This is a genomic window from Dysgonomonas termitidis (assembly GCF_054657735.1).
Genome location: NZ_BAAHYD010000002.1, coordinates 830,746 through 855,726 on the forward strand (window position 1 = coordinate 830,746; position 24,981 = coordinate 855,726).

General features: G+C 41.5%; 13 protein-coding genes and 1 tRNA gene. 6 read left to right on the plus strand and 8 right to left on the minus strand.

Going from position 1 to position 24,981, the window contains the following annotated elements; translation table 11 throughout:
* Positions 1-189: 189 nt before the first annotated feature.
* Positions 190-831: a TetR/AcrR family transcriptional regulator gene (locus tag ACYQ3L_RS07510; RefSeq protein ID WP_379994108.1), complete on the plus strand. Its 642-nt coding sequence runs from the start codon at positions 190-192 to the stop codon at positions 829-831.
* 13 nt (positions 832-844) lie between these two features.
* Complete coding sequence (locus ACYQ3L_RS07515; protein WP_379994109.1) at positions 845-5,092, plus strand: acyl-CoA dehydratase activase; 4,248 nt, start codon at positions 845-847, stop codon at positions 5,090-5,092.
* Between the two features lie 101 nt (positions 5,093-5,193).
* On the opposite strand, the gene ACYQ3L_RS07520 is transcribed toward ACYQ3L_RS07515, so the two are convergent.
* A complete protein-coding gene (locus ACYQ3L_RS07520) occupies positions 5,194-5,826 on the minus strand; it encodes an ExbD/TolR family protein (protein WP_379994110.1) in 633 nt (210 codons plus the stop codon).
* 366 nt (positions 5,827-6,192) lie between these two features.
* On the opposite strand from ACYQ3L_RS07520, the gene ACYQ3L_RS07525 reads away from it, so the two are divergent.
* Entirely contained in the window at positions 6,193-8,013 is a 1,821-nt protein-coding gene (locus tag ACYQ3L_RS07525) for an LTA synthase family protein (protein ID WP_379994111.1), read from the plus strand.
* An 85-nt stretch (positions 8,014-8,098) separates the two neighbouring features.
* Positions 8,099-8,170, plus strand: a tRNA-Arg gene (locus ACYQ3L_RS07530).
* A 239-nt stretch (positions 8,171-8,409) separates the two neighbouring features.
* Here ACYQ3L_RS07530 and ACYQ3L_RS07535 read toward each other — a convergent pair.
* The 5 genes from ACYQ3L_RS07535 to ACYQ3L_RS07555 form a co-directional block, all read right to left on the minus strand.
* Positions 8,410-8,538, minus strand: a complete 129-nt coding sequence (locus ACYQ3L_RS07535) for a hypothetical protein (RefSeq protein ID WP_379994112.1) — start codon at positions 8,536-8,538, stop codon at positions 8,410-8,412.
* Between the two features lie 688 nt (positions 8,539-9,226).
* The gene (gene tyrS, locus ACYQ3L_RS07540; RefSeq protein WP_379994114.1) at positions 9,227-10,519 is read right to left on the minus strand and encodes a tyrosine--tRNA ligase; all 1,293 of its coding nucleotides are present in this window, start codon (positions 10,517-10,519) and stop codon (positions 9,227-9,229) included.
* A 619-nt stretch (positions 10,520-11,138) separates the two neighbouring features.
* Complete coding sequence (locus ACYQ3L_RS07545; RefSeq protein WP_379994115.1) at positions 11,139-14,057, minus strand: calcium-translocating P-type ATPase, PMCA-type; 2,919 nt, start codon at positions 14,055-14,057, stop codon at positions 11,139-11,141.
* A gap of 193 nt (positions 14,058-14,250) precedes the next feature.
* Positions 14,251-16,098, minus strand: a complete 1,848-nt coding sequence (locus tag ACYQ3L_RS07550; protein ID WP_379994116.1) for a 4-hydroxy-3-methylbut-2-en-1-yl diphosphate synthase — start codon at positions 16,096-16,098, stop codon at positions 14,251-14,253.
* 127 nt (positions 16,099-16,225) lie between these two features.
* Complete coding sequence (locus ACYQ3L_RS07555) at positions 16,226-16,699, minus strand: PaaI family thioesterase (RefSeq protein WP_379994117.1); 474 nt, start codon at positions 16,697-16,699, stop codon at positions 16,226-16,228.
* Positions 16,700-16,863: 164 nt separating this feature from the next.
* On the opposite strand from ACYQ3L_RS07555, the gene ACYQ3L_RS07560 reads away from it, so the two are divergent.
* Positions 16,864-18,051: a class I SAM-dependent rRNA methyltransferase gene (locus tag ACYQ3L_RS07560; RefSeq protein WP_379994118.1), complete on the plus strand. Its 1,188-nt coding sequence runs from the start codon at positions 16,864-16,866 to the stop codon at positions 18,049-18,051.
* A 78-nt stretch (positions 18,052-18,129) separates the two neighbouring features.
* On the opposite strand, the gene glyA is transcribed toward ACYQ3L_RS07560, so the two are convergent.
* Positions 18,130-19,410: a serine hydroxymethyltransferase gene (gene glyA, locus ACYQ3L_RS07565; protein WP_291109527.1), complete on the minus strand. Its 1,281-nt coding sequence runs from the start codon at positions 19,408-19,410 to the stop codon at positions 18,130-18,132.
* Between the two features lie 372 nt (positions 19,411-19,782).
* Positions 19,783-22,494 (minus strand): cation-transporting P-type ATPase, encoded by a 2,712-nt coding sequence (locus ACYQ3L_RS07570; protein WP_379994119.1) that lies wholly within the window; start codon positions 22,492-22,494, stop codon positions 19,783-19,785.
* A gap of 680 nt (positions 22,495-23,174) precedes the next feature.
* On the opposite strand from ACYQ3L_RS07570, the gene ACYQ3L_RS07575 reads away from it, so the two are divergent.
* Positions 23,175-24,977, plus strand: a complete 1,803-nt coding sequence (locus ACYQ3L_RS07575) for a glycoside hydrolase family 2 protein (RefSeq protein WP_379994120.1) — start codon at positions 23,175-23,177, stop codon at positions 24,975-24,977.
* The last annotated feature ends 4 nt before the right edge of the window (positions 24,978-24,981 follow it).

Below are 24,981 nucleotides of genomic sequence, written 5' to 3' on the forward strand. Positions count from 1 at the left end.
ATTAAGTCATTTTTCTTGGAATAATAGATAGAAGATGGAGAAAGAGTTGTTACCTGTCATTTGAATAAGTAATGAATATGACGATTTTTAAGGTGTAAATTATTGTATTAAAATACTATTGAATACTTAAACACTTGTTTAGTCCGATAATCTTTTTTATTTTTGCGATTAAACGATCGTTTAGAACACATGTTTAATAATGAAGATTCTTCGGAAGTAAGGAAACGTATCCTGAAAGAAGCACAAGTGCTTTTTATCAAAAACGGCTTTAAGGGAACCAGTGTCAGGGATATAGCGAAAGCATCGGGCACAAATGTGGCCATGGTAAATTATTACTTCCAATCGAAGTATAATTTATTTGAGATCATATTTGAAGATGCCCTCGATGTATTCACTAAAAGAATATTTGAGACGGTGACATCCGACCTTCCTTTTTTTGAATTAATAGAAACATGGATTCATACCTACTATGAAATCCTTTTCGAATATCCGCAAATCGCGGCGTTTATACTGAATGAAGTAAGCCTTAATCCGGCCGGTCTGACTAATCGGATTAAAGCCCGTAATCCATATATATCTTTCAGTAAGGTTGAGGAACGCATAGAAGAAGAGATCAAAAAAGGTACGATAAGAGAGACTCCGGCCGCCGATTTTTTACTGAATATATTATCGCTGTGTATGTTCCCTTTTATGTTTGGAAATCTGGCTATGACATTGATGGAAATTCCCCGGAATATATATGATGAGCTGATTGCCAATCATGAGAAATACGTAATAGAATTTACGATAAACGCATTGAAACCGTGCGATGGAGAGTTCAAAAAAAACTAAACTACATTATAATATGAATAAAAGACAACAATATAAAATGGGAGTTGACGTAGGTTCGACAACTGTGAAGATTGTCGTTTTGGATAATAATAAGCAAATTATACACAAGTCCTATTGTCGCCACCAGGCTAATATACAACAAACTCTTGTAGCTGAACTGCAAAAGGTAGTTGAATTATATCCCGGTACCGCATTCAATATCAATATCTCAGGCTCTGCCGGTATGGGTATCGGAGAGCGTGTAGGAATACCGTTTGTACAGGAAGTAGTTGCAGCTGTTGAGGTAGTAAAGAATGTTTATCCTGCCGCCCATACGCTCATCGATTTGGGTGGAGAAGACGCCAAGATGGTGTTCTTTAGTGAAGGCCGTCATCCGGATATCCGTATGAATGGAAGTTGTGCCGGAGGTACAGGCGCTTTTATCGACCAGATGGCCAGTCTGATGAACATACCGGTAAATGAACTGGGCGAAAAGGCTTTGACTTATGATAAAATATACCCTATTGCATCCCGTTGCGGTGTTTTTGCTAAAACAGATGTGCAGAACCTGATAAGTCGTAATATACCTGTTTCGGATATTTCCGCTTCTATTTTGCATGCCGTGGCCTTGCAGTCGGTTACGACTCTTTCCCGTGGATGTGATGTTGTGCCCAAAGTGATCTGTATCGGCGGGCCGTTGACATTTATCCCTGCACTTCGAAATTCTTTCCGCGACGTATTAAAGATTGAAACTACGGATATTATTGTACCTGAGAATGGGGAATATTTCCCTGCCTGGGGTGCAGCCTTATATGAAGAAGACGGTGTGAAGGCTTTTGACCTGAACAGTCTGATAGAAAAACTGAACGAGTCCACATCGTCCAACCACAGTGAGGCATTACCGGCTCTGTTCAAAGACGAACTGGAGTATATAGAATGGGACGCTAACCGCAATGTAAAGGCTTTGCAGTTTAAAGCATTGGGTGACGAAAAGTATGTAGAATGCTTCTTAGGTATAGACTCAGGTTCCACAACCTCGAAAGTTGTAATAATGGATACTGATGCGAATATTATCTATAAATTTTACGGAAATAACGAAGGTAACCCTCTCAAGAAAGTGATGGAAGGGTTGGAGTTGTTCTATAAAGAAGCTGAAGAAAAAGGTGTTACGGTTAAATTCCTATCTTCCGCAGCTACCGGGTATGGTGAAGACCTGATGAAGTCTGCACTCGGGCTTGATTATGGCATAGTGGAGACTATTGCCCATCTTTCCGGAGCACAGTATGTGGACCCTGATGTATCGTTTGTCCTCGATATCGGCGGTCAGGATATAAAATCGATATTTATCAGTAACGGGCTGATATCAAATATAGAACTGAACGAAGCATGTTCGGCCGGTTGCGGTTCATTCCTGCAGAATTTTGCGACCACAATGAATATGGAGTTGGCAGATTTTACCCGTGCTGCCTGCCTTGCCAGATATCCGAGCGATTTGGGATCACGCTGCACAGTCTTTATGAACTCGAAGGTGAAGCAGTCGCTTCGCGAGAATGCAGGAAATGATGATATCGCTGCGGGACTGGCTTATTCGGTGGTAAAGAATTGCCTGTTTAAAGTATTGAAAATATCCAATCTGAACCAGTTGGGCGATCATATTGTAGTGCAGGGCGGAACATTCCGCAACGATGCTGTTTACCGTGCACTGGAATTGTTGTCGGGTAAAACAGTAAGCTCTACCGATCATCCCGAACTGATGGGCGCTTTGGGTGCCGCGCTCTATTCTCAACGCTTGTGGCAGAAAGGCCATGCCCAAACGGCTTTTGCAGGGGAGGAGGCTCTGTTCGATGTAAACTCGATAGACTCGAAAGAATTAACCTGTAAAGGTTGTACAAATCTCTGCTCGGTACTTCGTTTCAAATTCAATAACGGAAATATCAGTTATGCAGGCAACAAGTGTGAGAAAGTATTTTACAACAGGAGCAATGACCGGAAAGAAGGTTACAATGCCTTTGACAAGAAAAACGAGATACTTTTCGCACGTCCGGTTAATGCAGGCAATATAGAAAAAGGAAAGACCATAGGTATTCCGCGTGTACTGAATATGTTCGACAATTATCCGTTCTGGCATACATTGTTATCAGAGTGCGGATTTAATGTACGTTTATCGCCCGAATCTACATTTCCACTTTATCAGAAAGGGGTAGGAGGTGTGATGTCCGATAACATATGCTTCCCTGCCAAACTGGTGCACGGTCATATACTTGCTTTGATAGAACAGAAAGTGGACAGGATATTTTATCCGATAGTACCAAAGGAAGAAAAGGAATTCGGACAGGCCTCCAATTCATTCAACTGTCCTGTTGTCAGCGGTTATCCGGATGTGATTCAAAGCTCAATTGATCCTTCGGGCCGTCATGGTATCCCATTCGATGAGCCTGTGATCACTTTCAGTAAAGATAAAGCTCTGGCTAAAGGTTGTTACAATTATTTGTCAGGTCTAGGTGTATCCAGATCTGTTTTTGAAAAAGCCTTCCTAAAAGCCATGGAAGTAAAGACCGGATTGAAACAGGAATTGTATGGCTACCAGAAAGAACTTCTGGACAAGGCTCTTGAAACTGGAGAACTGGTCTTCGTGGTAGCGGGCAGGCCGTATCATACGGACCCCCTGATACATCAGAAAGTAGGACAAATACTCTCCGACCTCGGGGTTATCGTACTGACGGATGATGTTTTTCGCAAGCCCGAAAGTCATGGTTTCGGGAAGCTGAATATCATATCCCAGTGGTCATATCCTAACCGCGTGGTACAGGCTGCTATGGAAGTAGCGAAATTACCGCAGAATGTACAATTGATACAGCTGAATTCGTTCGGTTGTGGCCCCGATTCATTCTTTATGGATGAGACACGGGATATACTGAAGGCTGTTGGTAAAAATATAACAGTGCTTCGGATAGATGAAATTGCCAGTCCGGGTTCTATCCGTTTGCGTCTCCGTTCCCTGGTAGAATCGCTGAAAGCCGTGAAGTCTTTTGATGTAACTGCCACGGAGGGATACAAGGGCTATTCTGTTCCTTACAAAAAGGCGAAGGATGGGAACAAGACAATCCTTATCCCATGGCTATGTGATTTTATATCTCCGTTTGCTCCTGCATTGGGTGAAATATTAGGATTAAAGGTAGAAAATCTGCCTAAATCGAATAAACTATCCGCCGACCTGGGTTTGATGTATGGCAATAATGAAGTTTGTTATCCTTCCACCCTTGTTCTGGGGGATATCATCAGCACCCTGCAATCCGGGAATTACGATGTAAAGGATGTTGTTCTGGCAATAACCCAAACCGGAGGGCAATGCCGTGCGACTAATTATATAGCGCAAATCAAGACCGGACTGCAAAATGCCGGGTTTAATGATATTCCTGTCATCGCTTTAAGTTCGGGAGATACCTATCAGAACGGAGAAAGCGAATTTACCCTTGAATGGAAAAAGATAGCTAAACTGGCTGTACCATTAGTGCTCTATGGCGACGGTTTGCAACAGATGCATGGATCTATATCTGTTCGCGAAAAGAAAGAAGGATCTTCACAGGAAGTATTTGATTTCTATATTGAAAGAGGTATAGATGCGGTCCGGGCAAAAGATGTGAAGACGTTGTTCCGCCTGCTGAAAGAAGCTGTTGAGGATTTCAATAATGTGGCGATTTATGATAAGGAATATTCGAAAGTAGGCCTTATCGGGGAAATCTTTGTGAAGTATAATAATTACGCGCAGGCAAATATATCGGAGTGGCTTCGCTCTAAGAATGTAGAAGTTTCCACACCTCCGCTTCTCGACTTCCTGATGCAGTTCTTTGTGAACAGTAAGGTGAATGTAGAGAATGGATTGGCTGAGGAAACTATTTTCTCAAAAACGTTGAAACCACTGATCTGGTGGTATATAAACGGCAAGGTGAGAAAATCGGAAAAAATACTGGGCAAATTCAAATTCTATGAAGCCTCAGAATCTATATACGCTAAAGCGGAAGCGGCATCCGAAGTGCTGAATCTTTCCAATCAGTTTGGAGAAGGCTGGTTGATACCGGGCGAGATTGCCCATTATGCCCGCAAGGGAGTGAATAAAGTGGTGTGTTTGCAGCCATTCGGTTGTATTGCGAATCATATTGTAGCCAAAGGAGTGGAAAAGCGTATAAAGGAAATTTATCCGAATATGAATATACTGTATCTGGATATTGATGGCGGTATAGCTGAAGTGAACTTACAGAACCGCCTGCACTTTATGATTTAGAAGGAAAATAATGTGTCAATAATTTAATGTGCTAATATGCCAATGTGCCAATGACGCAAGCGACAATAAGACATTGGCACATTGGCATATTGTCTCATTAATTATTTTGGTCTCTCGGCCATTGCGGTCAGCGCTCCCTTTTGTTTCAGGTTTTCCATCAGGAAGCTATCTCCTTCTTGCAGGTCTACGATAGTGTATTTATCCACCCCGCATATCTGCATCTCGTCGAGGGCATCAACAAGGTTTTTATAATTAGAGTCCTTAGTTGCCTTGATAACGACATTCAGTCCTTCATCAGATTTCTTTGCTTCAGAGATCAGGCTTTTCAGCTGATTTTCGTTTATTTCTTTTCTGTAATACTTCCTTTTCAAATCCTGGATTTTGGATGCAACAAAGCTGTTCCGTTCCAGAAGCATCTGACGTAAACCTTTATAATCGGTTTCTTTCAGCGATGTATAGTCATCGTAATTGGCAACGTCTGCATAATAGTAGATCTTGTCCTGTTCGCCCAGGATAACGGTAACAGATTTTGATCCGGGTATTTTTATCTCCCCTTTTTTTGCAGGCATCGCGATATCCATTACTTGTGGTATGCTGAGGGTGGTGCAAAACATGAAAAATGTAATAAGGAGCATATTCATATCCACCATCGGGGTGAAATCCACCCTTAAAGTTCTCCGTTGAGGTTTTCCTTTCTTATCATTTCCTCTGCTGTTTGTATCTATATTAGCCATAATATTTGATTTTTTAAAGATTGAACTTCTATTTTTACTTAATAGAGCAATATTGTGTTGAAATTTCATAAAAGGATCGTACTTTTTTCCGATAAATTTTATCTTTGTGTTTTGTAAGCGGTCAATAACAACTTTTTAGACGGGAAGTAAAGCCGTTTGTAACGTATATAGGAAATCTTTATCTATATAGGAGGTACTAATTGTATTCTTCAATATAAGGTCGAATAATTTAATAACCAGAGATAAGCGTGACAGTGGTAAGAATAGAGAAAAAAGTGTAACTTTTGTAACTTTTTTTTAACTATCGGGTAGCGTGCAATTATCAGCTAACTTTAACAATAATATATAATTATATAACCTAAACTAATGAAAAATAGGATATTACTTCTTGTCGCTATATTTGTATATTTTATATTTATATTTTGTTTAGAGAAGCTGGCTTTTATGTTGATGTATTCTGCTACCGCAGGAGGAATCACATCTTCTGAAATATTTCAAGTGCTGTATCATGGCTTACCGCTCGATATGTCTATGAGCGGATACCTTACGGCCATTCCTGCACTTATGCTTATTTTTTCTATCTGGATCAAACCTAAATTCATAGCCTGGGTATTGAATGTGTATTTTGGGATAATTCTTTCACTGGTAGTAATTATAGCAGTGGTTGACCTTATTATATATCCGTATTGGGGTTTCCATTTCGATTCCACAGTATTCCTTTATTTACAAAAACCGAAGGAAACTTTTGCAAGCGCTTCTGCTCTCGAAATTATCATCGGATTTTTAGCTGCGATAGTGTTTAGCCTGATTGTATATATTGGTTATGTAGCCATAATCCGTAAGCAGGTATTGAAATTGACCGTACCTAAATCTATATGGAAAGCCTGCCTGATAATGATAGTTTTGACTGCGGCTTTATTCTTACCAATACGAGGCGGGGTAACCGTTTCTACAATGAATGTGGGGAAGGCCTATTTCAGTGATAGCATGTTCCTTAATCATGCTGCAATTAATCCTCAGTTCAATTTAATGTATTCTTTCTTCAAATCGGATAACTTCGGTTCGCAATACCAGTTCTATGAAAATCCGGAAGCAGTGGCTATTTTTGATGCGTTAATGACACAACCGCCTACAGACAGTATTCCGCAGTTACTGAATACCGACCGGCCCAACATAATATTGTTTATTCTGGAGAGTTTCTCTGCTGAAGCGGCTTTGGATTCTGTTATTGCACCTAATATGAGCCGTTTTGCAAAAGAGGGTATCTTGTTTGATAATTTTTATGCAAATAGTTTCAGGACCGACAGGGGGTTGGTTTCTGTACTCAGTGGTTATCCGGCCCATCCAACAGTAGCCATTATGAAGTATCCGCAAAAAACAGAGAATCTGCCTACTATTCCAAAGACATTAAAGCAGGAGGGCTATAATAATCTTTCTTTCTATTATGGGGGTGATGCTGATTTTGCAAATATGCGGTCTTATTTTATAGGGGCGTGTGGAATAAAAGAAGTTGTTTCGGATAAGGACTTTCCGTTAAATGAACGTATGACCAAATGGGGTGCGCCTGATAAGTTTCTTATAGACAGGGTATATAAAGATTTAACTACAAAAAAGCAAGAGACTCCGTTTATGAAGACGGTGCTGACCCTCAGTAGCCACGAACCGTTTGATGTACCTGTGTATAAATTTGAAGAGCCTTTTCTGAATGCAGTATCATATACAGACGAATGCCTGGGTGACTTTGTAAAGCGGCTGAAAACAACTGATTTATGGAATAATACACTACTTATATTTATCGCGGATCATGCGATGCAGTCATATCCCGAAGGGCTGAGTAATAGCGATCCTAAAAGATTTCATATACCTATGCTTTGGCTGGGTGGAGCTGTGAAGAAACCGGAAGTTGTATCCGATTTCGGTTCACAGAATGATCTTGCTGCTACTTTACTTTCTCAGTTGAAATTGAAATATACCGATTTTAAATTTAGTACAGATATGATGAACCCGGATAGTAACAAATTCGCTTTTTACTCTTATGTAAACGGTTTTTGTATGACCGATTCTACCGGAACGCTTACATATGACAATGACAGACAGGAGATTATTCGCCAGTCTGGGAATCCGGGATTGGAAAAGAAAGCAAAAGCGTTTTTCCAGAATATGTATATGGATTTAGGAGAGAGGTAAAGTTTCAGTCTCGTTTGTGAATTGTTTTTACAAGTTATAATATAAAAGCTGAGAATATTTTTATATTTTTGTGTCGCCAATCAATGGCCCTGTAGTTTAATGGATAAAATAAAGGATTCCGGTTCCTTAGCTGTGGGTTCGATTCCCGCCAGGGTCACAGAGTATTGAAAAGATAGGCTGTGTATCAATCAGATATGCAGCTTTATTTATTTAAGGAGAGATATTCCGAATTCCATTTTTAAATACATTAGTTTCCCGATCAATCCAATGAACATGATTCCCGCCTCCGATACCTCTCCTGAATCCGGTAATTACACCGGATTTGTTCCTCACGGGCTTTATTATATCAGTGAAGTCCTCATTTATTAAATGTCGGATAAGCCGGATTATTTAGGTCTAATTCAGTTTTTTATTGGGAGAATCAATAATTTTTTGGAGTTTTGCTTTACTTATCGCATTTGCAACAATGCCTGCGGTAACTCCAATAATAAAAGATATTAAAATACTCATAAATGAATTTTTCATCTAGTTTTTCACTTAAAGCAATATAAATAACATCATTCTTAAGTCTGAATATATTATTTTTTCGTATTCGGTGTTAAACTTTACGCAATTATATAATCATATCCCATAAATCGACTGATAAAGTGATTAATTAAATCCATATTGAAAAATTTAACAGAATAATAATAAACGTTCAATTATATTGATCGTTTTGCGTGACTCGGCATAATCAAAATGAATTTTGCGTCTGCTTTCGCGACTTAAAACGTTCTATTGTTTTCAGTATAACTCCTATCCTTATCTATTTTCGAAAGTTTTTAACTCATACCCGTCGCGCCCTACCGGGCTTATTCTTTTTGCATTGCCTAGCAGGAAGCAAAAACGCTTTAGCACTCCGCTTCATAGGCTGCCCCGTAAGATAAAAAGACGAAACGGGAACAACTTAGCCGAAGCATAGGCGAGGCTAAAACTCGCAGAAAGATTGTATATTCGAATTAGAAGATAGGCTCAAACACATTCTCTGTCTGGAATTATATTTTATTCTTTAAGAGTGAGGCAAAAAAACAATAAGCCGCAACTATCTGATAGTTATGGCTTATTTCGTTGTCTCACTAGGACTCGAACCTAGACAGGCAGAACCAGAATCTGCAGTGCTACCATTACACCATGAGACAGTATTACTTTTGCGACTACAAAAGTAATAATAATTTTATTTAGCCACTAACAGGAAGTAATTTTTCTTTCCTTTTTGTGCAATAATATATTTTCCGGCGATTAGATGAGCATGACTGATGATATCATCGAAGTTCTCCAGCTTCTCTTTATTTATCATTACCCCGCCTGCCTGTACAGTTTTGCGCATTTCTCCTTTCGATGGAAATACAGATGCACTTTCGGTCAGCAAATCTACAGCTTTAATTCCGGCAGCCAGCTCATCTTTGGACATGTCAAATGTCGGAACACCTTCAAATACCTGTAGGAATGTCTCTTCATCCAGCTTTTTCAAAGCATCGGCAGTGGCATTACCAAACAAAATATTGGATGCCTCAACAGCCTGCTCATAATCTTCTTCGGAGTGGACCATAACAGTAACTTCCTTAGCCAGGCGCTTTTGCAGTGGGCGCAAATGTGCCGCAGTTTTTTGTTCTGCAACCAGTGCTTCTATTTCTTCTTTGCTGAGAGCTGTGAATATCTTGATATATTTCTCTGCATCTTCATCACTTACATTCAGCCAGAACTGGTAGAATTTGTAAGGAGAAGTATATTTTCTTTCGAGCCATACGTTACCCGATTCGGTCTTGCCGAACTTAGTTCCGTCTGCTTTTGTTATCAGCGGGCAAACAAGGGCAAAAGCCTCGCCGGCAGCCTTACGGCGTATAAGTTCCGTTCCTGTGGTGATATTTCCCCATTGGTCGGAACCGCCCATTTGAATGCGGCAACCTAATGTTTCGTATAAGTGGAGATAGTCGTATGCCTGCATCAGTTGATATGAAAACTCTGTAAACGACATGCCTTCCGAAGCTTCCCCGCTCAGGCGTTTCTTTACAGAATCCTTGGCCATCATATAGTTTACGGTAATGTGCTTTCCTATGTCGCGGATAAAATTCAGAAATGAGAAGTCTTTCATCCAGTCATAGTTGTTTACCAACAATGCCGCATTCGGCTTGTCAGACTCGAAATCGAGAAACTTGGCTAACTGCTTCTTAATCGATTCCTGATTGTGGCGAAGAGTAGCTTCGTCCAGCAGGTTACGTTCGGCCGACTTCATAGAAGGGTCTCCGATCATACCTGTTGCTCCGCCTACAAGAGCGATAGGACGATGCCCTGCACGCTGGAAATGTTTCAATATCATCACACTCACAAGGTGCCCGATATGCAACGAATCGGCAGTAGGGTCGATACCCACATAACCCGAAGTAAGTTCCTTTTGCAGTTGTTCTTCCGTACCCGGCATGATCTCCTGTATCATACCTCTCCATCTTAGTTCTTCAACAAAATTCATCGAATTAGTTTATTAATTGTAACTTTTTTAGTTAGTGTGCAAAAGTACGACCTTTTTCGAAAAGAAAAAACATATACCTTTATTTTAATGTGCCAATCCTATTAGAAACCTGAAGATTCGAAGATTTACAAATCCTCTTTTACTCACTGCTTAGAACTGATTTTTTGTTAAAAAGTAACAAAGGTAACATATATCAGTTAACAGTAATCAGTAAACAGTATCGTGGTTTGTCATGCTGAGAGAAACGAAGCATCTCGTCAGATAGCAGTTAACAACTTGTAACTCGTAACTGCCTAGGGCGAAGTAACTTGTAACTATTAAAAAAGGTAACAGTATTTACAGTCATCAGTTAACAGTCATCAGTCAACAACTCGTAAGATGTAAAACTTTGCGCCTTTGCGTCTTTGCGTGAAACAAAACAAAACGCCAGTCAACTTTGTAACCCGTAACTGCCCGCAGGGCGCAAAAATAACATTCGCCGAAGCCAAGGCGAGGCAAACCCGTAACTTAAAAACGATTTAGGCGGCCCGTTCAATATATCAAAGAACCCTGTAAACTGATTGCAATTACAATCAGTTTACAGGGTATAGATAAAGTTATTCTTAAATATTCCGTATTCTTACTTCTTTTTAAATAAGCGAACCAACTCCCCTATCCAAAGTACAAACGAAGTGCCGCCTATTATAATACCCCAGTCCTGTATAGTCAAAGGCATGGTACGGAATACTTCACCGCCGAAAGTCACTATTAATATCTGGCCTATAAGTATTATCAGCGCTACCATCTCAAATCCGGCGCTTTTATTTAAACCTGCAAAAGCAGATTTGCCTGTGGCGTATGCTTTTGCATTAAACATATTCCAGAATTGTAACAATACAAATACAGTGAAGAAATAGGATAAGAAATATCCGTTTCTGTCCGCTTCAGGTACATAACTAAAGAATGAATTGAGATGTTCCGGAGAAGAAAAATAATACATCATTCCCAACAACAGTATGACAAACAGGATGCCTGTGGTCAGAATATGTTTCCCGATAGAACTGGTTATAATAAAATCACTGTTCTTTCTTGGTTTACTGTTCATTACATTCGGATCGGGAGGGAGAGAGGCCAGAGCCCCGGCAGCGAATGTATCCATTATCAGATTCACCCAGAGCATCTGTGTTACTGTCAATGGTAACTCCTGACCGAATATAGAACCCAGGAATACGATTAATAAGGCAGCCACATTGATTGTCAACTGGAACAATATAAACCGCTGGATATTTTTGTAGAGCGAACGCCCCCACATTACGGCTGTAGCAATACTGCTGAACGAGTCGTCGAGAAGGGTTATATCGCTTGCCTCTTTGGCTACGGATGTTCCCGAACCCATCGACAGGCCTACATCAGCATAGTTGAGGGCGGGAGCATCGTTTGTTCCGTCGCCGGTAACAGCGACAATCTCGTTTCTTTGTTTCAGTAAATGAACGAGACGTTGTTTATCCGTAGGACGGGCACGGCACATTATTTTCAGGTCTTTTACCCTTTCATATGCTTCGTCATCAGGAAGATTTTCGAAATCGATACCGCCTATTATATTCAGGTCTGTATCCTCCTCATCTTTCCAGATTCCGATCTGACGCCCTATTTCTTTTGCGGTGCCATAAGTATCCCCTGTCACTATCTTAACTCCGATACCCGCATTCAGACAGCGCTCTACAGCTCCCGGCACATCGGTACGCACAGGGTCGGAAATACCCGCGATACCCAAGAATATTAAATCGCCTGAAGCCAGTCCTTCAACAGACTGATTGTTTCCTTCTTCAACATATTTATATGCAAACCCAAGCGTACGCATTGCCTGATTCTGGTACTGGAGTAGCTGTTCGTCTACTATATCCTTAAATTCCTCCACAGGAGCTTGTCCGTTTATGCCTGCTACATGTTTACTTTTTGCAAAGACGACTTCCGGCGCACCTTTTACATAAAGTACCTTTCTTTTCAGTTTCGGAGAATCGACAAGAGTCGCCATGAATTTCCGCTCGGTAGAGAACGGCAACTGATCCAGTACCTCTTCCTTATTGCGGATATTGCTATATAATATCTTGCTTTTGTTCAGCCATAATAAGAGCGCCCCTTCGGTAGGATTGCCCAATGCAGATACTTTTTCTTTATTTGAAAAATCGAGGAATGCTGTTGAATTTACCGATATATTCCCAATCACCAGCCTGCTCACTTCACTGTCTGTCAGGTTTTGATCTGCCACTCCGTAGAAATTTGTACTTGCTACCTGCATCTGGTTCTGGGTGAGCGTACCTGTTTTATCTGTACAAATAACAGTAGTGGCGCCCATCGTTTCCACTGCATGCATTTTACGCACAAGGTTATTCATCTTCAACATACGACGCATGCTCAGTGCCAGACTGAGCGTAACGCTCATCGGCAGACCTTCCGGCACCGCCACTACAACCAGCGTAACAGCCACCATAAACGCCTGAAGTATATTCGCTGCCACATCGATGCTGATCCATGAGTCATCATCCAGAGGATTTACCCCGAAGATATATCCCGAAAAAGCTAAAACGACAGTAACCAATGCCCCTGTAAGCAGCCACCTCAGCCAACTGCCTCTGGCTACGGCTTTCGGCAGTTTAATATCTTTTCCTGCAAGTTCAAGGCCGTCATATATAATAGGCAGCCATACTTTTACCATTGCTATGGCCACACCTATCATAACTGCTCCGAGGAGGCCGAGTTCGCCAAGTGAGACATATACAGTAGGGTCGTTGAATATATTTTTTATAAAGAGGACGGCAAAGGTAAGCATAGCCAATATAAGCCCTATAACCCCTATAAATTTGGCAAGGGAATCCAGTTGCCGGTTCAGAGGTGTTTCCCCTTCTACCTTTTCCGTGGATTTTTCTGCAACCTTACCGAATTCGGTGGCATCACCCACACGGGCTACTTCGAAAACTCCGTGTCCGTTTATTACTTTCGTGCCCCGGAGTACCCAGTTGGATGGGTAAGTCACACCCTCTTCGAAATGGTCGGGATCTATTGTTTTGTCTATACTAAGTTCTCCCGTAAGACAGGATTCGTCTATTTGCATGGATACGGCGTCGAACAGTTCTCCGTCGGCAGGAACTTCATTTCCCATTTCCAGGAACACGATGTCTCCTACCACAATATCTTTCTTAGGTACCTGCCGGATATTACCGTTACGCATCACGGTTATCATATCCTCATCATTTACCTGATTGAGTACATCGAATTTTTTATTGGCATCCATCTCGAACCAGAAAGATACTCCGGTAGCCAGCAGGATGGCGCAGAATATACCGATGGTTTCGATATATTCGTTGTGTATGATGGATATTCCCAGAGAGAGAAACGCTGCTATAAGCAGGATGCGGATAATAGGGTCTTCAAACTTTTGCAGGAAAAGCTTCCATAAAGGTTCCTTTTTAGGAGGAGTGAGTATATTCGCTCCGTGCTTTTGCCTGCTTTCTTTTACCTGACTGTCTGTAAGCCCCGTGTAATTCTTTTTTCCTTCCATTATTCTATTAATAAATATACTTCTTTAACAATAAGCAGTTTGTTCTTGTTTAAAAAAAGGGATAAAGTTAATGTTATCAGAGTACAAATATAACACCGGCCTGTTAATTAATTGTTACGATCATTAAGGCGTTCTTAAGAAAGTAAAGGAGCAGGTTTTTCTGAAATCCTGCTCCTTTAGTGCTTTATAACGATCAATTCTCCGGCTCCATCCAGTCGCCATTATCTTTGATGAGCTGGACAAGCCTTTCCACAGCCTCTTCCGAAGCAATATTCTTTTCTATCAGATGTTTCTTTTTATAAAGGGAAATTTTCCCTTTCTCAGCCCCGACATAACCGTAATCGGCATCCGCCATCTCTCCCGGTCCGTTAACGATGCAGCCCATAACACCTATTTTTAAGTGTTTAAGATGTGAGGTAGCTCCTTTTACCAGTGCAACAGTTGTTTGCAGGTCGAATAATGTACGTCCGCAGCTAGGGCAGGATATATATTCGGTTTTACTTGTACGGATGCGCGATGCCTGTAAGATTCCGAACATGTACGCATCTATATTTTTCAATGAAATGTTTCCTTTGTTTTCGAGCATAATACCGTTGCCGAAGCCGTCGAGATAAAGAGTACCGAAATCAGTCGCGGCTTTTATCTGCAGATCTTCCGTTTCATTCTCTTCATATCTGCGGTTGGGTATTACGGGAGTATCACAATCATTATTCATCAGGGTATGTATAAATGCGCGCTGTTCTCCTACACCGTTGATATGATTAGTAGTGAGAATAATAACAATGGATCTGTCTGTTTTCAGCAAAGAGATGATATTATTATCCAGTTCTGGATATGAAAGGCGCAGGAACTTGATTGCCGCATCATTGCCCCTTATCTTTTCCCAATTCGGTTTATCGAACAGTGGGTATGTATTCTTTTCCCCTTTCCATCCGTCTAAATCTATAATAGAAGGTATTGCACGTGGAGCGCTAAGGGGTAACTCTTTCCCGACATACAGATAATCGGGCAGGAAGTGGACGTTAAATTCAAAGTTGCCTTGCGAACGGTCTGAAATGACAACAGGCAGGCTATCGCCTCCAATATTACCTACCGTATATGTTTCCCTGCGGTCGGTAGAGAATGGAGAAAATTTATCGCTTGGGGCAGCTATTATTTCCGGATGATTTTCTTTCTGTTTGATATATGCAACAAGTTTTCGCGCCACAGGTACCTCATATTCCGGATCTTCGCTCAGGGACACACGGATGGTATCGCCGATACCGTCGGAAAGAAGTGAACCGATACCTACAGCCGATTTTATGCGCCCGTCTTCACCATCTCCCGCTTCGGTTACTCCAAGATGCAGAGGAAAGTTGAGACCTTCTTTTTCCATACGGGCAATAAGTAAGCGGACAGCTTTTGACATGACTACCGTATTGGAAGTCTTCATGGAAATTACAATATCCCTGAATCCTTCGGCGATGCAAATATGAAGGAACTCCATGCATGACTCCACCATGCCTTCGGGAGTGTCACCATAACGGCTCATAATACGGTCGGATAATGAACCGTGATTTACCCCGATGCGGATAGCTGTTTTGTGTTCTTTACATATATCAAGCAGAGGAATGAGTTTCGCCCGTATTTTCTCTATTTCCTGTGCATATTCTTCATCTGTATATTCGAATGTTTCGAAAGTTTTTACCCTGTCAACAAAATTTCCCGGATTGATTCGCACTTTCTCCACAATCTTTGCGGCAGCTTCAGCTGCACGCGGATTGAAGTGTATATCGGCAATCAGCGGAGTGTTGTATCCCTGCGCCCTTACCACTTCTTTTATATTCCTGAGATTCTCGGCTTCGCGTACTCCCTGTGCGGTGAGGCGTACATAGTCAGCCCCGGCCTTCACAATTCTTATAACTTGTGCTGCACTGGCTTCGGTATCGTTGGTGTTAGTGTTCGTCATCGACTGAATCCGTACAGGATTGCTGCCTCCGAGGGGAGTGTCGCCGATCCTGGTTTCGGAAGACAAACGCCTTTTATAATTGAAATAATTCATATCTGAATTTTTTTAGTTGTAATCAAAAAATATAACAAAGATAGAGTTTTTTTGTTGTGTTAAATCTGATAGCTGCTACATTGGCAAATACTATAGATAAACTACAATCATAAAAATAATTAAGAAATCATTCATCCTCCGTCTTGCATCCGCAAAAATGAAATTGCTCCATTGCCTGTTCTTGGCTCACAATGAAATAGACCATATCGGCACGCGCGCATAATTCGTTTTTTGAGTTATATATTTCAGCTTCGAGGAATACGGCATTTCGTTTCTGGTCTTTTATTCTTCCGCGGATTGTCAACAAGGGTTCATTGGTAGGTATACTCTTTATAAATCTGGCTTCGAGACGGGAGGTCACTCCTGTCGTCTGTAATTTACGGATGATAATCCAACCGCCGATTTCATCCATCAGGGTGCTTTGTATTCCACCATGAAGCGTGTTTAGCCAGCCTTGCATATACTTGTTTGGCTTCCAATGTGCAACTATATCATCTCCGTCTTCATAGAACTCCATATGGAGCCCTGACGGGTTAGCGGGCGAACAGGCAAAGCACATATAACCGTCCAGTCCTTCCCAAGGATTTATTATCTTTTTCATAGACACAAAGGAAATGATTCGGAATGTAGATAACAAGAAAAGATTGCATAAAAAGCTCTAAAGAGTCAGCCTGTCTTCTGATATATACAATACAGATAAACTTTATCTTTGAAAATAAAGTTGTAATTTTGTGCCGCTTCAACTCATCGCTGGAGCATCATGATATGGATTATAAGATAATAAAGCTAAAACCCAAGAAAGAAGAATCTTTGAGACGCTTTCACCCGTGGATATTTTCGGGAGCAGTACAAAAAAAAGATAATGACCTGACCGAAGGAGAGGTGGTTGCCGTCTATACAGCCAGTAACGAATTTATAGCCGTTGGGCATTATCAGGTCGGAAGTATCGAGGTCCGCGTCCTGTCTTTCGAAGAGGAAGAGATCAATCCTGATTTCTGGAAAAAGCGATTGAACTCCGCTTTGGAGCTGAGAAAATCGATAGGATTGCTGTCAGCAGATAATAATTCATACCGTCTTGTTCATGGCGAGGGTGATGGTCTTCCCGGGCTGATTATAGACATATATGCGGAGACTGCTGTCATACAGTCGCACTCTGTGGGTATGCACGAATCGCGGATGATGATCTGTGACGCGTTAAAGGCCGTAATGGGAACGACGTTGAAGAATATATACTATAAGTCTGAAACGACATTGCCATATAAAGCCAATCTGGGAGCGGAAAACGAATATCTTTTCGGAGGTAAGGATGTAGCCGAAATCGCTTCTGAAAACGGTTTGAAATTCTATCCCGACTGGGTAAAGGGACAAAAAACCGGTTTCTTTGTCGATCAGCGGGATAACAGGGCCTTACTGGAGCGCTATGCCAAAGACCGTTCGGTACTGAATATGTTTTGTTATACAGGCGGATTTTCGTTCTATGCCATGCGTGGAAACGCAAAGCTGGTGCATTCAGTCGATAGTTCCTCCAAAGCCGTGATGCTGACGAATAAGAATGTGGAGATTAACTTCCCGGATGATAAACGGCATGAGGCTTACGCAGAAGATGCATTCAAGTATCTCGGCAACATTAATAAAGGTGATTATGACCTGATAATACTTGATCCTCCTGCCTTTGCGAAACACCGTGGAGCGATCAAGAACGCGTTACAGGGATATAAACGCCTGAATGCCGTCGCCTTTGATAAGATAGCCCCGGGAGGAATTGTCTTTACCTTCTCCTGCTCGCAGGTAATAACTAAAGAGGCGTTTCGCCTGGCTGTATTCAGTGCGGCTGCCATGTCCGGCAGAAAAGTGCGGATACTGCATCAGTTGAGCCAACCAGCCGACCATCCGATCAATATATATCATCCGGAAGGGGAATACCTAAAAGGTTTGGTATTGTATGTGGAATAAATGATGACAAGACATATAAGAAATATAAAGGAGCCGGTTTATAGCCGGCTCCTTTATGTATATAATGATTGTTTCTTATTACCAGGCAAATAACGGATATTCTTTCATGATTGAATTTACCTTTTCACGGACGGCTTTTACTGTCTGTCCGTTTTCCGGATTTGAAAGAACAGTATCTATCATTTCCACGATCTCAGCCATCAGCGGTTCTTTCGCACCACGTGTAGTGATGGCAGGTGTACCGAAACGAAGTCCCGAAGTAAGGAAAGGACTACGGCTATCGAACGGAACCATGTTCTTATTCGTTGTGATATCCGCTTCTACAAGCGCTTTTTCAGCCAGCTTACCGGTCAGTTCGGGGAATTTAGGACGAAGGTCTATTAGCATAGAGTGATTATCCGTACCACCGGATACCACCTTATATCCTTTGTCTATAAATGCCTGAGCCATAGCGGCAGCATTTTTCTTCACCTGTGTCTGATATACTTTATATGAAGGGTCGAGTGCCTCTGCAAACGAAACGGCCTTAGCGGCAATAACGTGTTCCAGCGGACCACCCTGTATTCCCGGGAATACCGCAGAATCCAGCAAAGCGGACATCATACGTACTTCGCCTTTAGGCGTTTTCTTACCCCATGGATTTTCAAAATCTTTGCCCAGCATGATTGCTCCGCCACGAGGCCCACGAAGGGTCTTATGGGTGGTGGTAGTCACTATATGGGCATGAGGCAGCGGATTATTCAGTAATCCGGCGGCAACAAGCCCGGCAGGATGTGCCATATCTACCATAAAAATTGCGCCTACTTCATCAGCTATTTTACGGATTCGAGCATAATCCCAATCACGGGAATAAGCCGAGGCTCCGGCGATGATTACTTTCGGTTTTTCGGTACGGGCAACCTGTTCCATCTGTTCGTAGTCTACCTGTTCCGTATCCTGACGCACATTGTATTCAAGTGCGTGGAACATTAGTCCGGAAAAGTTTACGGGTGAACCGTGCGAAAGGTGACCGCCATGTGACAGGTTCAGTCCCAGAAACTTATCTCCGGCCTGCATACAGGCCAGGAAAACTGCCGCATTGGCCTGCGCCCCCGAATGAGGTTGCACATTAGCCCATTCTGCACCGAATATTTCTTTCAAACGGTCGATGGCTAGCTGTTCGCTAAGGTCTACAATTTCACACCCCCCATAATATCTTTTCCCCGGATAGCCTTCTGCATATTTGTTGGTAAGGCATGAACCCATAGCCTCCATTACCTGTTGGCTGACAAAGTTTTCCGATGCGATCAGTTCGATTCCTTTCAGTTGTCGTTGATACTCTCTTTCGATAATATCAAAAATGGCTGTGTCTCTTTTCATAAGCAAATGAAATTTTTATGAGGTGAAAAATTAAGGTCGCAGACCTGTTTATATTTTTGTAAGTGCAGGAAAAATACCGAAATAATACCTGCGTTTATTGTTTATAGTTTTAACGAGCACAAAGGTAACAAAAGTAACAGGAAACAATTAAGAATAAAGAATGAAAAATCCAAACATATTCTTAATTTAAATCGCTGCCTATAGATTACGCGCTATGCAAGGCATATATTTCCATAGAGGGCTGTAGGTATAATGCAGGCAGGCTTTAAGTTTTTGAACTCCGTCTATACGGTTTACATACAAACAAATGGTATGTCCACACAGAAGACAGGCTCTTTAATTCTGCTTTGTACCTTATATTTTATACGCGGTTTAAGACTTATTCGTTTTTATCCGTTTTCCGTCAATTAGTCTCATAATCCACTTTTCGATTTCTACTATTATGAAAATAATAAAACCAAAAACGAAAGGATATATCCAAAAATGAAGGGGAAGTCTAACGGTGCCGAATACTTCGTTCATAAACGGAATGTATGTTATTGATAATTGCAATAAGATAAGTAAGCCCGAAACTACGAATACTGCTTTGTTGCCGAAAAAGTCTCCATAGAAAGCAGACTGGCGGATACTACGGCTATTATACAGGTGAAACATTTGGGTAATTACGATCGTTTGTATTGTTACCGTTCTTACAATATCTTCGCTTACGCCATTATTCAACAGATACAGGTTCAATAGTAATGTACCTCCCCCAATAAGCACAGATACGAATAAGATACGCCATATAAAGTATCCGTTTAATAACGGGGTACGGGGAGAGCGCGGCCGTTGTTTCATTGTATCCGGCTCCAGTTTTTCAAACGCGAGAGCCAGGGAAATAGTCACCGATGTAACCATATTGACCCAAAGTATCTGTATCGGGGTAAGCGGCATCAGCGTTCCGAACAGGATACTGGCTATAATCAAAAAACTCTCGGCTCCATTAGTAGGCAATATAAACAGGATTGTCTTCTTGAGATTATCGTATACGCGTCTGCCTTCTTCCACAGCAGCAGCAATAGTAGAGAAATTATCATCAGCCAATACCATCTCTGCCGCATCTTTGGTTACCTCGGTACCTTTTATACCCATCGCTATTCCGACATCCGCTTTTTTCAGCGCGGGAGCATCATTTACCCCGTCTCCGGTCATGGCACATATTATATTACGGGCCTGTAAAGCCTTCACTAAACGGAGTTTATGTTCGGGACTGGTGCGTGCGAAAATATTATATTCAACTGCCGCTGATTCTAATTCTTCATCGGTCATTTGCTCTATAGCCTTTCCCTCCAGAGCTTTGACACCATCACCGATCCCCATTTCCAGGCCTATCGACTTCGCAGTTTCGATATGGTCTCCGGTTATCATTTTTACGGTTATACCGGCCTCCGTACATTGCCTGATCGCTTCAATGGCCTCCTCCCTTGGAGGATCAATGATTCCCGCTAACCCGAGGAACGTGACACCTTCGTGTAAATCCTCATGCAACAGGTTTTTCTTGTTTTTAGCCACGATTTTATATGCTCCTCCAATTACACGCTGCCCTTTTCCGGCCAATCCGGTTATTTCATCCTCCCAGTTTTTACGATCAAATGGTTTTTCCCCACTCAAAGACAATTCTTTGTCGGCCATATCCAGAAGACGGTCGGGGGCACCTTTTATGTATATAATATTTTTATCATCTGCTTCAACCAGCGTGGCCATATACTTATACTCCGAGTCGAACGGAATCGTTGCAATCCTGTCTGTTTCGTGATGATCCACAGACGCTTTCTCATACAAAGTTATAAGCGCGCCTTCCGTCGGATCTCCTTTTATATACCAGTTATCCTCATCATCTTTTCCCAAAGAGGCTTCATTGCATATGTAAAAACAGCCTATCAGGCTATCCAGCACCGGTTCAGCACTGAAATCAACCGTTTCATTATCTTTCACGACATCTCCAACGGGGGAATATCCCGTACCGGTTACATCAAACTTATCATCACCGGTTACAAGAGTCTTGACCGTCATCTCATTTTTAGTCAGAGTCCCGGTTTTATCAGAACATATGACTGCCACTGAGCCCAGTGTCTCCACTGAGGGTAAAGTGCGGACTATAGCCTTGCGTTTAGCCATATTCTGTACACCGATAGCCAATATTATCGACAAAATAGCCGGAAGGCCTTCCGGAATAGCTGCAATAGCAAGTCCGATTACCGACATTAACAATTCGCCGGTATCGTAATGGCGATAAAAATACCCGAAAATGAAAACCACTACTGCAATGGCAATTATCACAAAAGAAACGCTTTTACCGAATTTGGCCGTTTGCCGCAGCAAAGGTGTTGTAATAAGTTTCACTTCGGACATCATACGGTTTATTTTCCCTATTTCGGTATTCTGTCCTGTTGCTACAACTATCCCCATTCCTGTTCCCGCACTAACTGTGGTTGTAGAAAAGGCCATATTGTTCCTGTCACCTAAAGGAGTATCCGCGGATATTGCTCCCACATTCTTCTGTGAAGGTATAGACTCTCCTGTCAACGCAGATTCTTCTATTCTCAGATTATCCGATTTTATTAATCTAAGGTCTGCCGGGATCTTATCCCCGGGATGGAGAATAACCAAATCCCCTATAGCCAGATGTGATGCTCCTATTTCCAGCCTCTTTCCGTCCCGTATTATTTGTGCTGTATGAGACAACATCTTCTTTATATCTTCCAATGCTTTCTCAGCCTTATTTTCCTGAAAATATCCGATACAGGCATTGACTACGGCTACAATCACGATGACTATTGTATCTACCCAATGGCCCAGAATAGCAGTAACAACTGCGGCTATAAGCAATATGTAAATAAGGATATCATTGAAGTGTTTGAAAAAACGTAATAAACGGCTTTCTTTTTTCTTCTCGGGAAGGACATTCTCTCCGAATTGGACAAGCCGTTCATTTGCCTCTTTCTCGAGTAAGCCTTTTGTCGCATTAGTCGTTAACAAGTCTAAAACCTGACTGACTTCGAGTGAATGCCAGTTCTTATTACTTAATGTTTCTGCTTTCACCATATTGTTTTGATTTTATTTTTCCTGAATTAGTATGTTAGATACCATCCTATAAAAATGAACATAGCTTTGTACAATTCTTTATTTTAACAATTAAGCGGATGAAAAAGTTTCAACTTTTCCACAGAGTACATCCTATTGTTTTCTACACAAACAAATATGAAATTATAGGACATCCTGGGAAAATATCAGATTAGAAAGCCTAACCCTAATTCGGATGTGCTATTCAAAGTTTGTGTCTTACAGCCCAAAATAGGAAAAGCCACCAGTTTAGTGACTTTTTCTAATTCTTTATTTTTCGTTGTCTCACCAGGACTCGAACCTAGACAGGCAGTACCAAAAACTGCAGTGCTACCATTACACCATGAGACAAACACTTGCTTTTCTTAAAGCGATACAAAAGTATAAGATTTTTATTAAAAAACAAAGAAAATATATCCTTTTTCAATTTTTATGTTCTAATTAATCGATTCAAAAGGAGTTGTGACCTGATATTTATATTTTTTGAACAATAAATTTCAGCGATTTCAGGTACATCAGAGTACATTTGTAATCTCCGATAGACTTAAACATATCCGAAAACATATGAAAACAGTACAAATACCTGAAAAGAAGAAAAAAATATAAACTAAAAAATAATAAAATCATATTGTATAATACCTAAAAGTAAACACCTTATTTAAATGAAGAAGATTCTTATTTTAGCCTTGGTCTTATCAAGTACCAGCTTATTTGCCCAATGGAAACCTGTAGGAGATAAACTAAAAACCAAGTGGGCGGAAACCCTTAATCCAAACAATGTATTACCTGAATATCCGCGTCCGATTATGGAACGTCCGGACTGGACAAACCTGAACGGACTCTGGGAATACGCTATTTTGCCTGTAGGAAAACAAGAACCTCAGAAATTTGACGGACAGATACTGGTCCCTTTTGCTGTGGAGTCAAGTTTATCCGGAGTGCAAAAAGAACTGGGTAAAGAAAAAGAACTATGGTATAAACGGACTTTCACTGTCCCTTCCAATTGGAAAGGGAAGAATATCCTGTTGCATTTTGGTGCGGTAGACTGGAAAACAGAGGTATTTATCAACGACATTAAGGTAGGTTCCCATACCGGAGGATATACCCCATTCAGTTTCGACATCACACCTTATCTGACTTCCGGAAATCAAAAACTGGTAGTCAAAGTATGGGACCCTACAGATGACGGCGACCAGGCCAGGGGAAAGCAAATAAAGAATCCGCATGGCATCTGGTATACCCCTGTATCGGGCATCTGGCAGACTGTATGGATGGAACCTGTAGCGCAGAAACATATTGCCGCCATCAAAACAATTCCAAATATAGACAACAGTCAATTATCAATTGACATCTGTACAGAAGGCACTGCTACCGGAGATATAATAGAGGTGACAGTAAAAGACGGACCAAGAACTGTAGCAACAAGCAAATTCGCCGCAGGACAGTCTACCGATATAAACATTCCCGATTTGAAGCTTTGGTCTCCCGAATCTCCGTTCCTGTACGATTTGGAAGTCACCTTATACAATAATGGCAAGGCGGCGGATAAAGTGAAAAGCTATGCTGCCATGCGCAAAATATCCTCTAAAAGAGACGCCAACGGCATCTACCGTTTTCAGTTGAACAACAAGGATTATTTTCAGTTCGGCCCGTTAGACCAGGGTTGGTGGCCTGATGGACTATATACAGCTCCTACCGATGAAGCACTGGCATATGATATCCAGAAAACAAAGGATTTCGGATTCAATATGATCCGTAAGCATGTAAAGGTCGAGCCGGCCCGCTGGTACACACATTGCGACCGTCTTGGAATCCTCGTTTGGCAGGATATGCCTAATGGAGGACCGTCTCCTCAGTGGCAAAGCCAAAAATATTTCGATGGCGTGGAAGTACAGCGTTCCATTGAGTCTGAAAATGTATATCGCAAAGAATGGAGAGAAATAATGGATTACCTGATTTCATATCCTTCAATTATAGCATGGGTTCCGTTCAATGAAGCATGGGGACAATTCAAAACACCTGAAATTGTGGCATGGACAAAGAATCACGACCCTTCCCGCCTGGTAAATCCTGCCAGTGGCGGCAATCATTACCATGTAGGAGATATGATAGACCTGCACAACTATCCGGGACCGGATATGTATCTGTACGATGCCAAAAGAGCGAATGTACTGGGAGAATACGGCGGTATTGGTTTACCTCTTGAAGATCACCTTTGGCAGACTGACAAAAACTGGGGATATGTTCAGTTTAAAAATTCGAAAGAAGTTACGGATGAATATATCAAATACGCGGAAGCATTGAAAGGCTTTATCAAAAGAGGATTCACAGCCGCGGTTTATACCCAGACAACCGATGTAGAAGGAGAGGTAAACGGATTGATGACATACGACCGTAAAGTTATCAAACTGGAAGAACCCCGATTAAGACAAATTAACCTGGAAATATGTAATTCATTGAAATAAATAT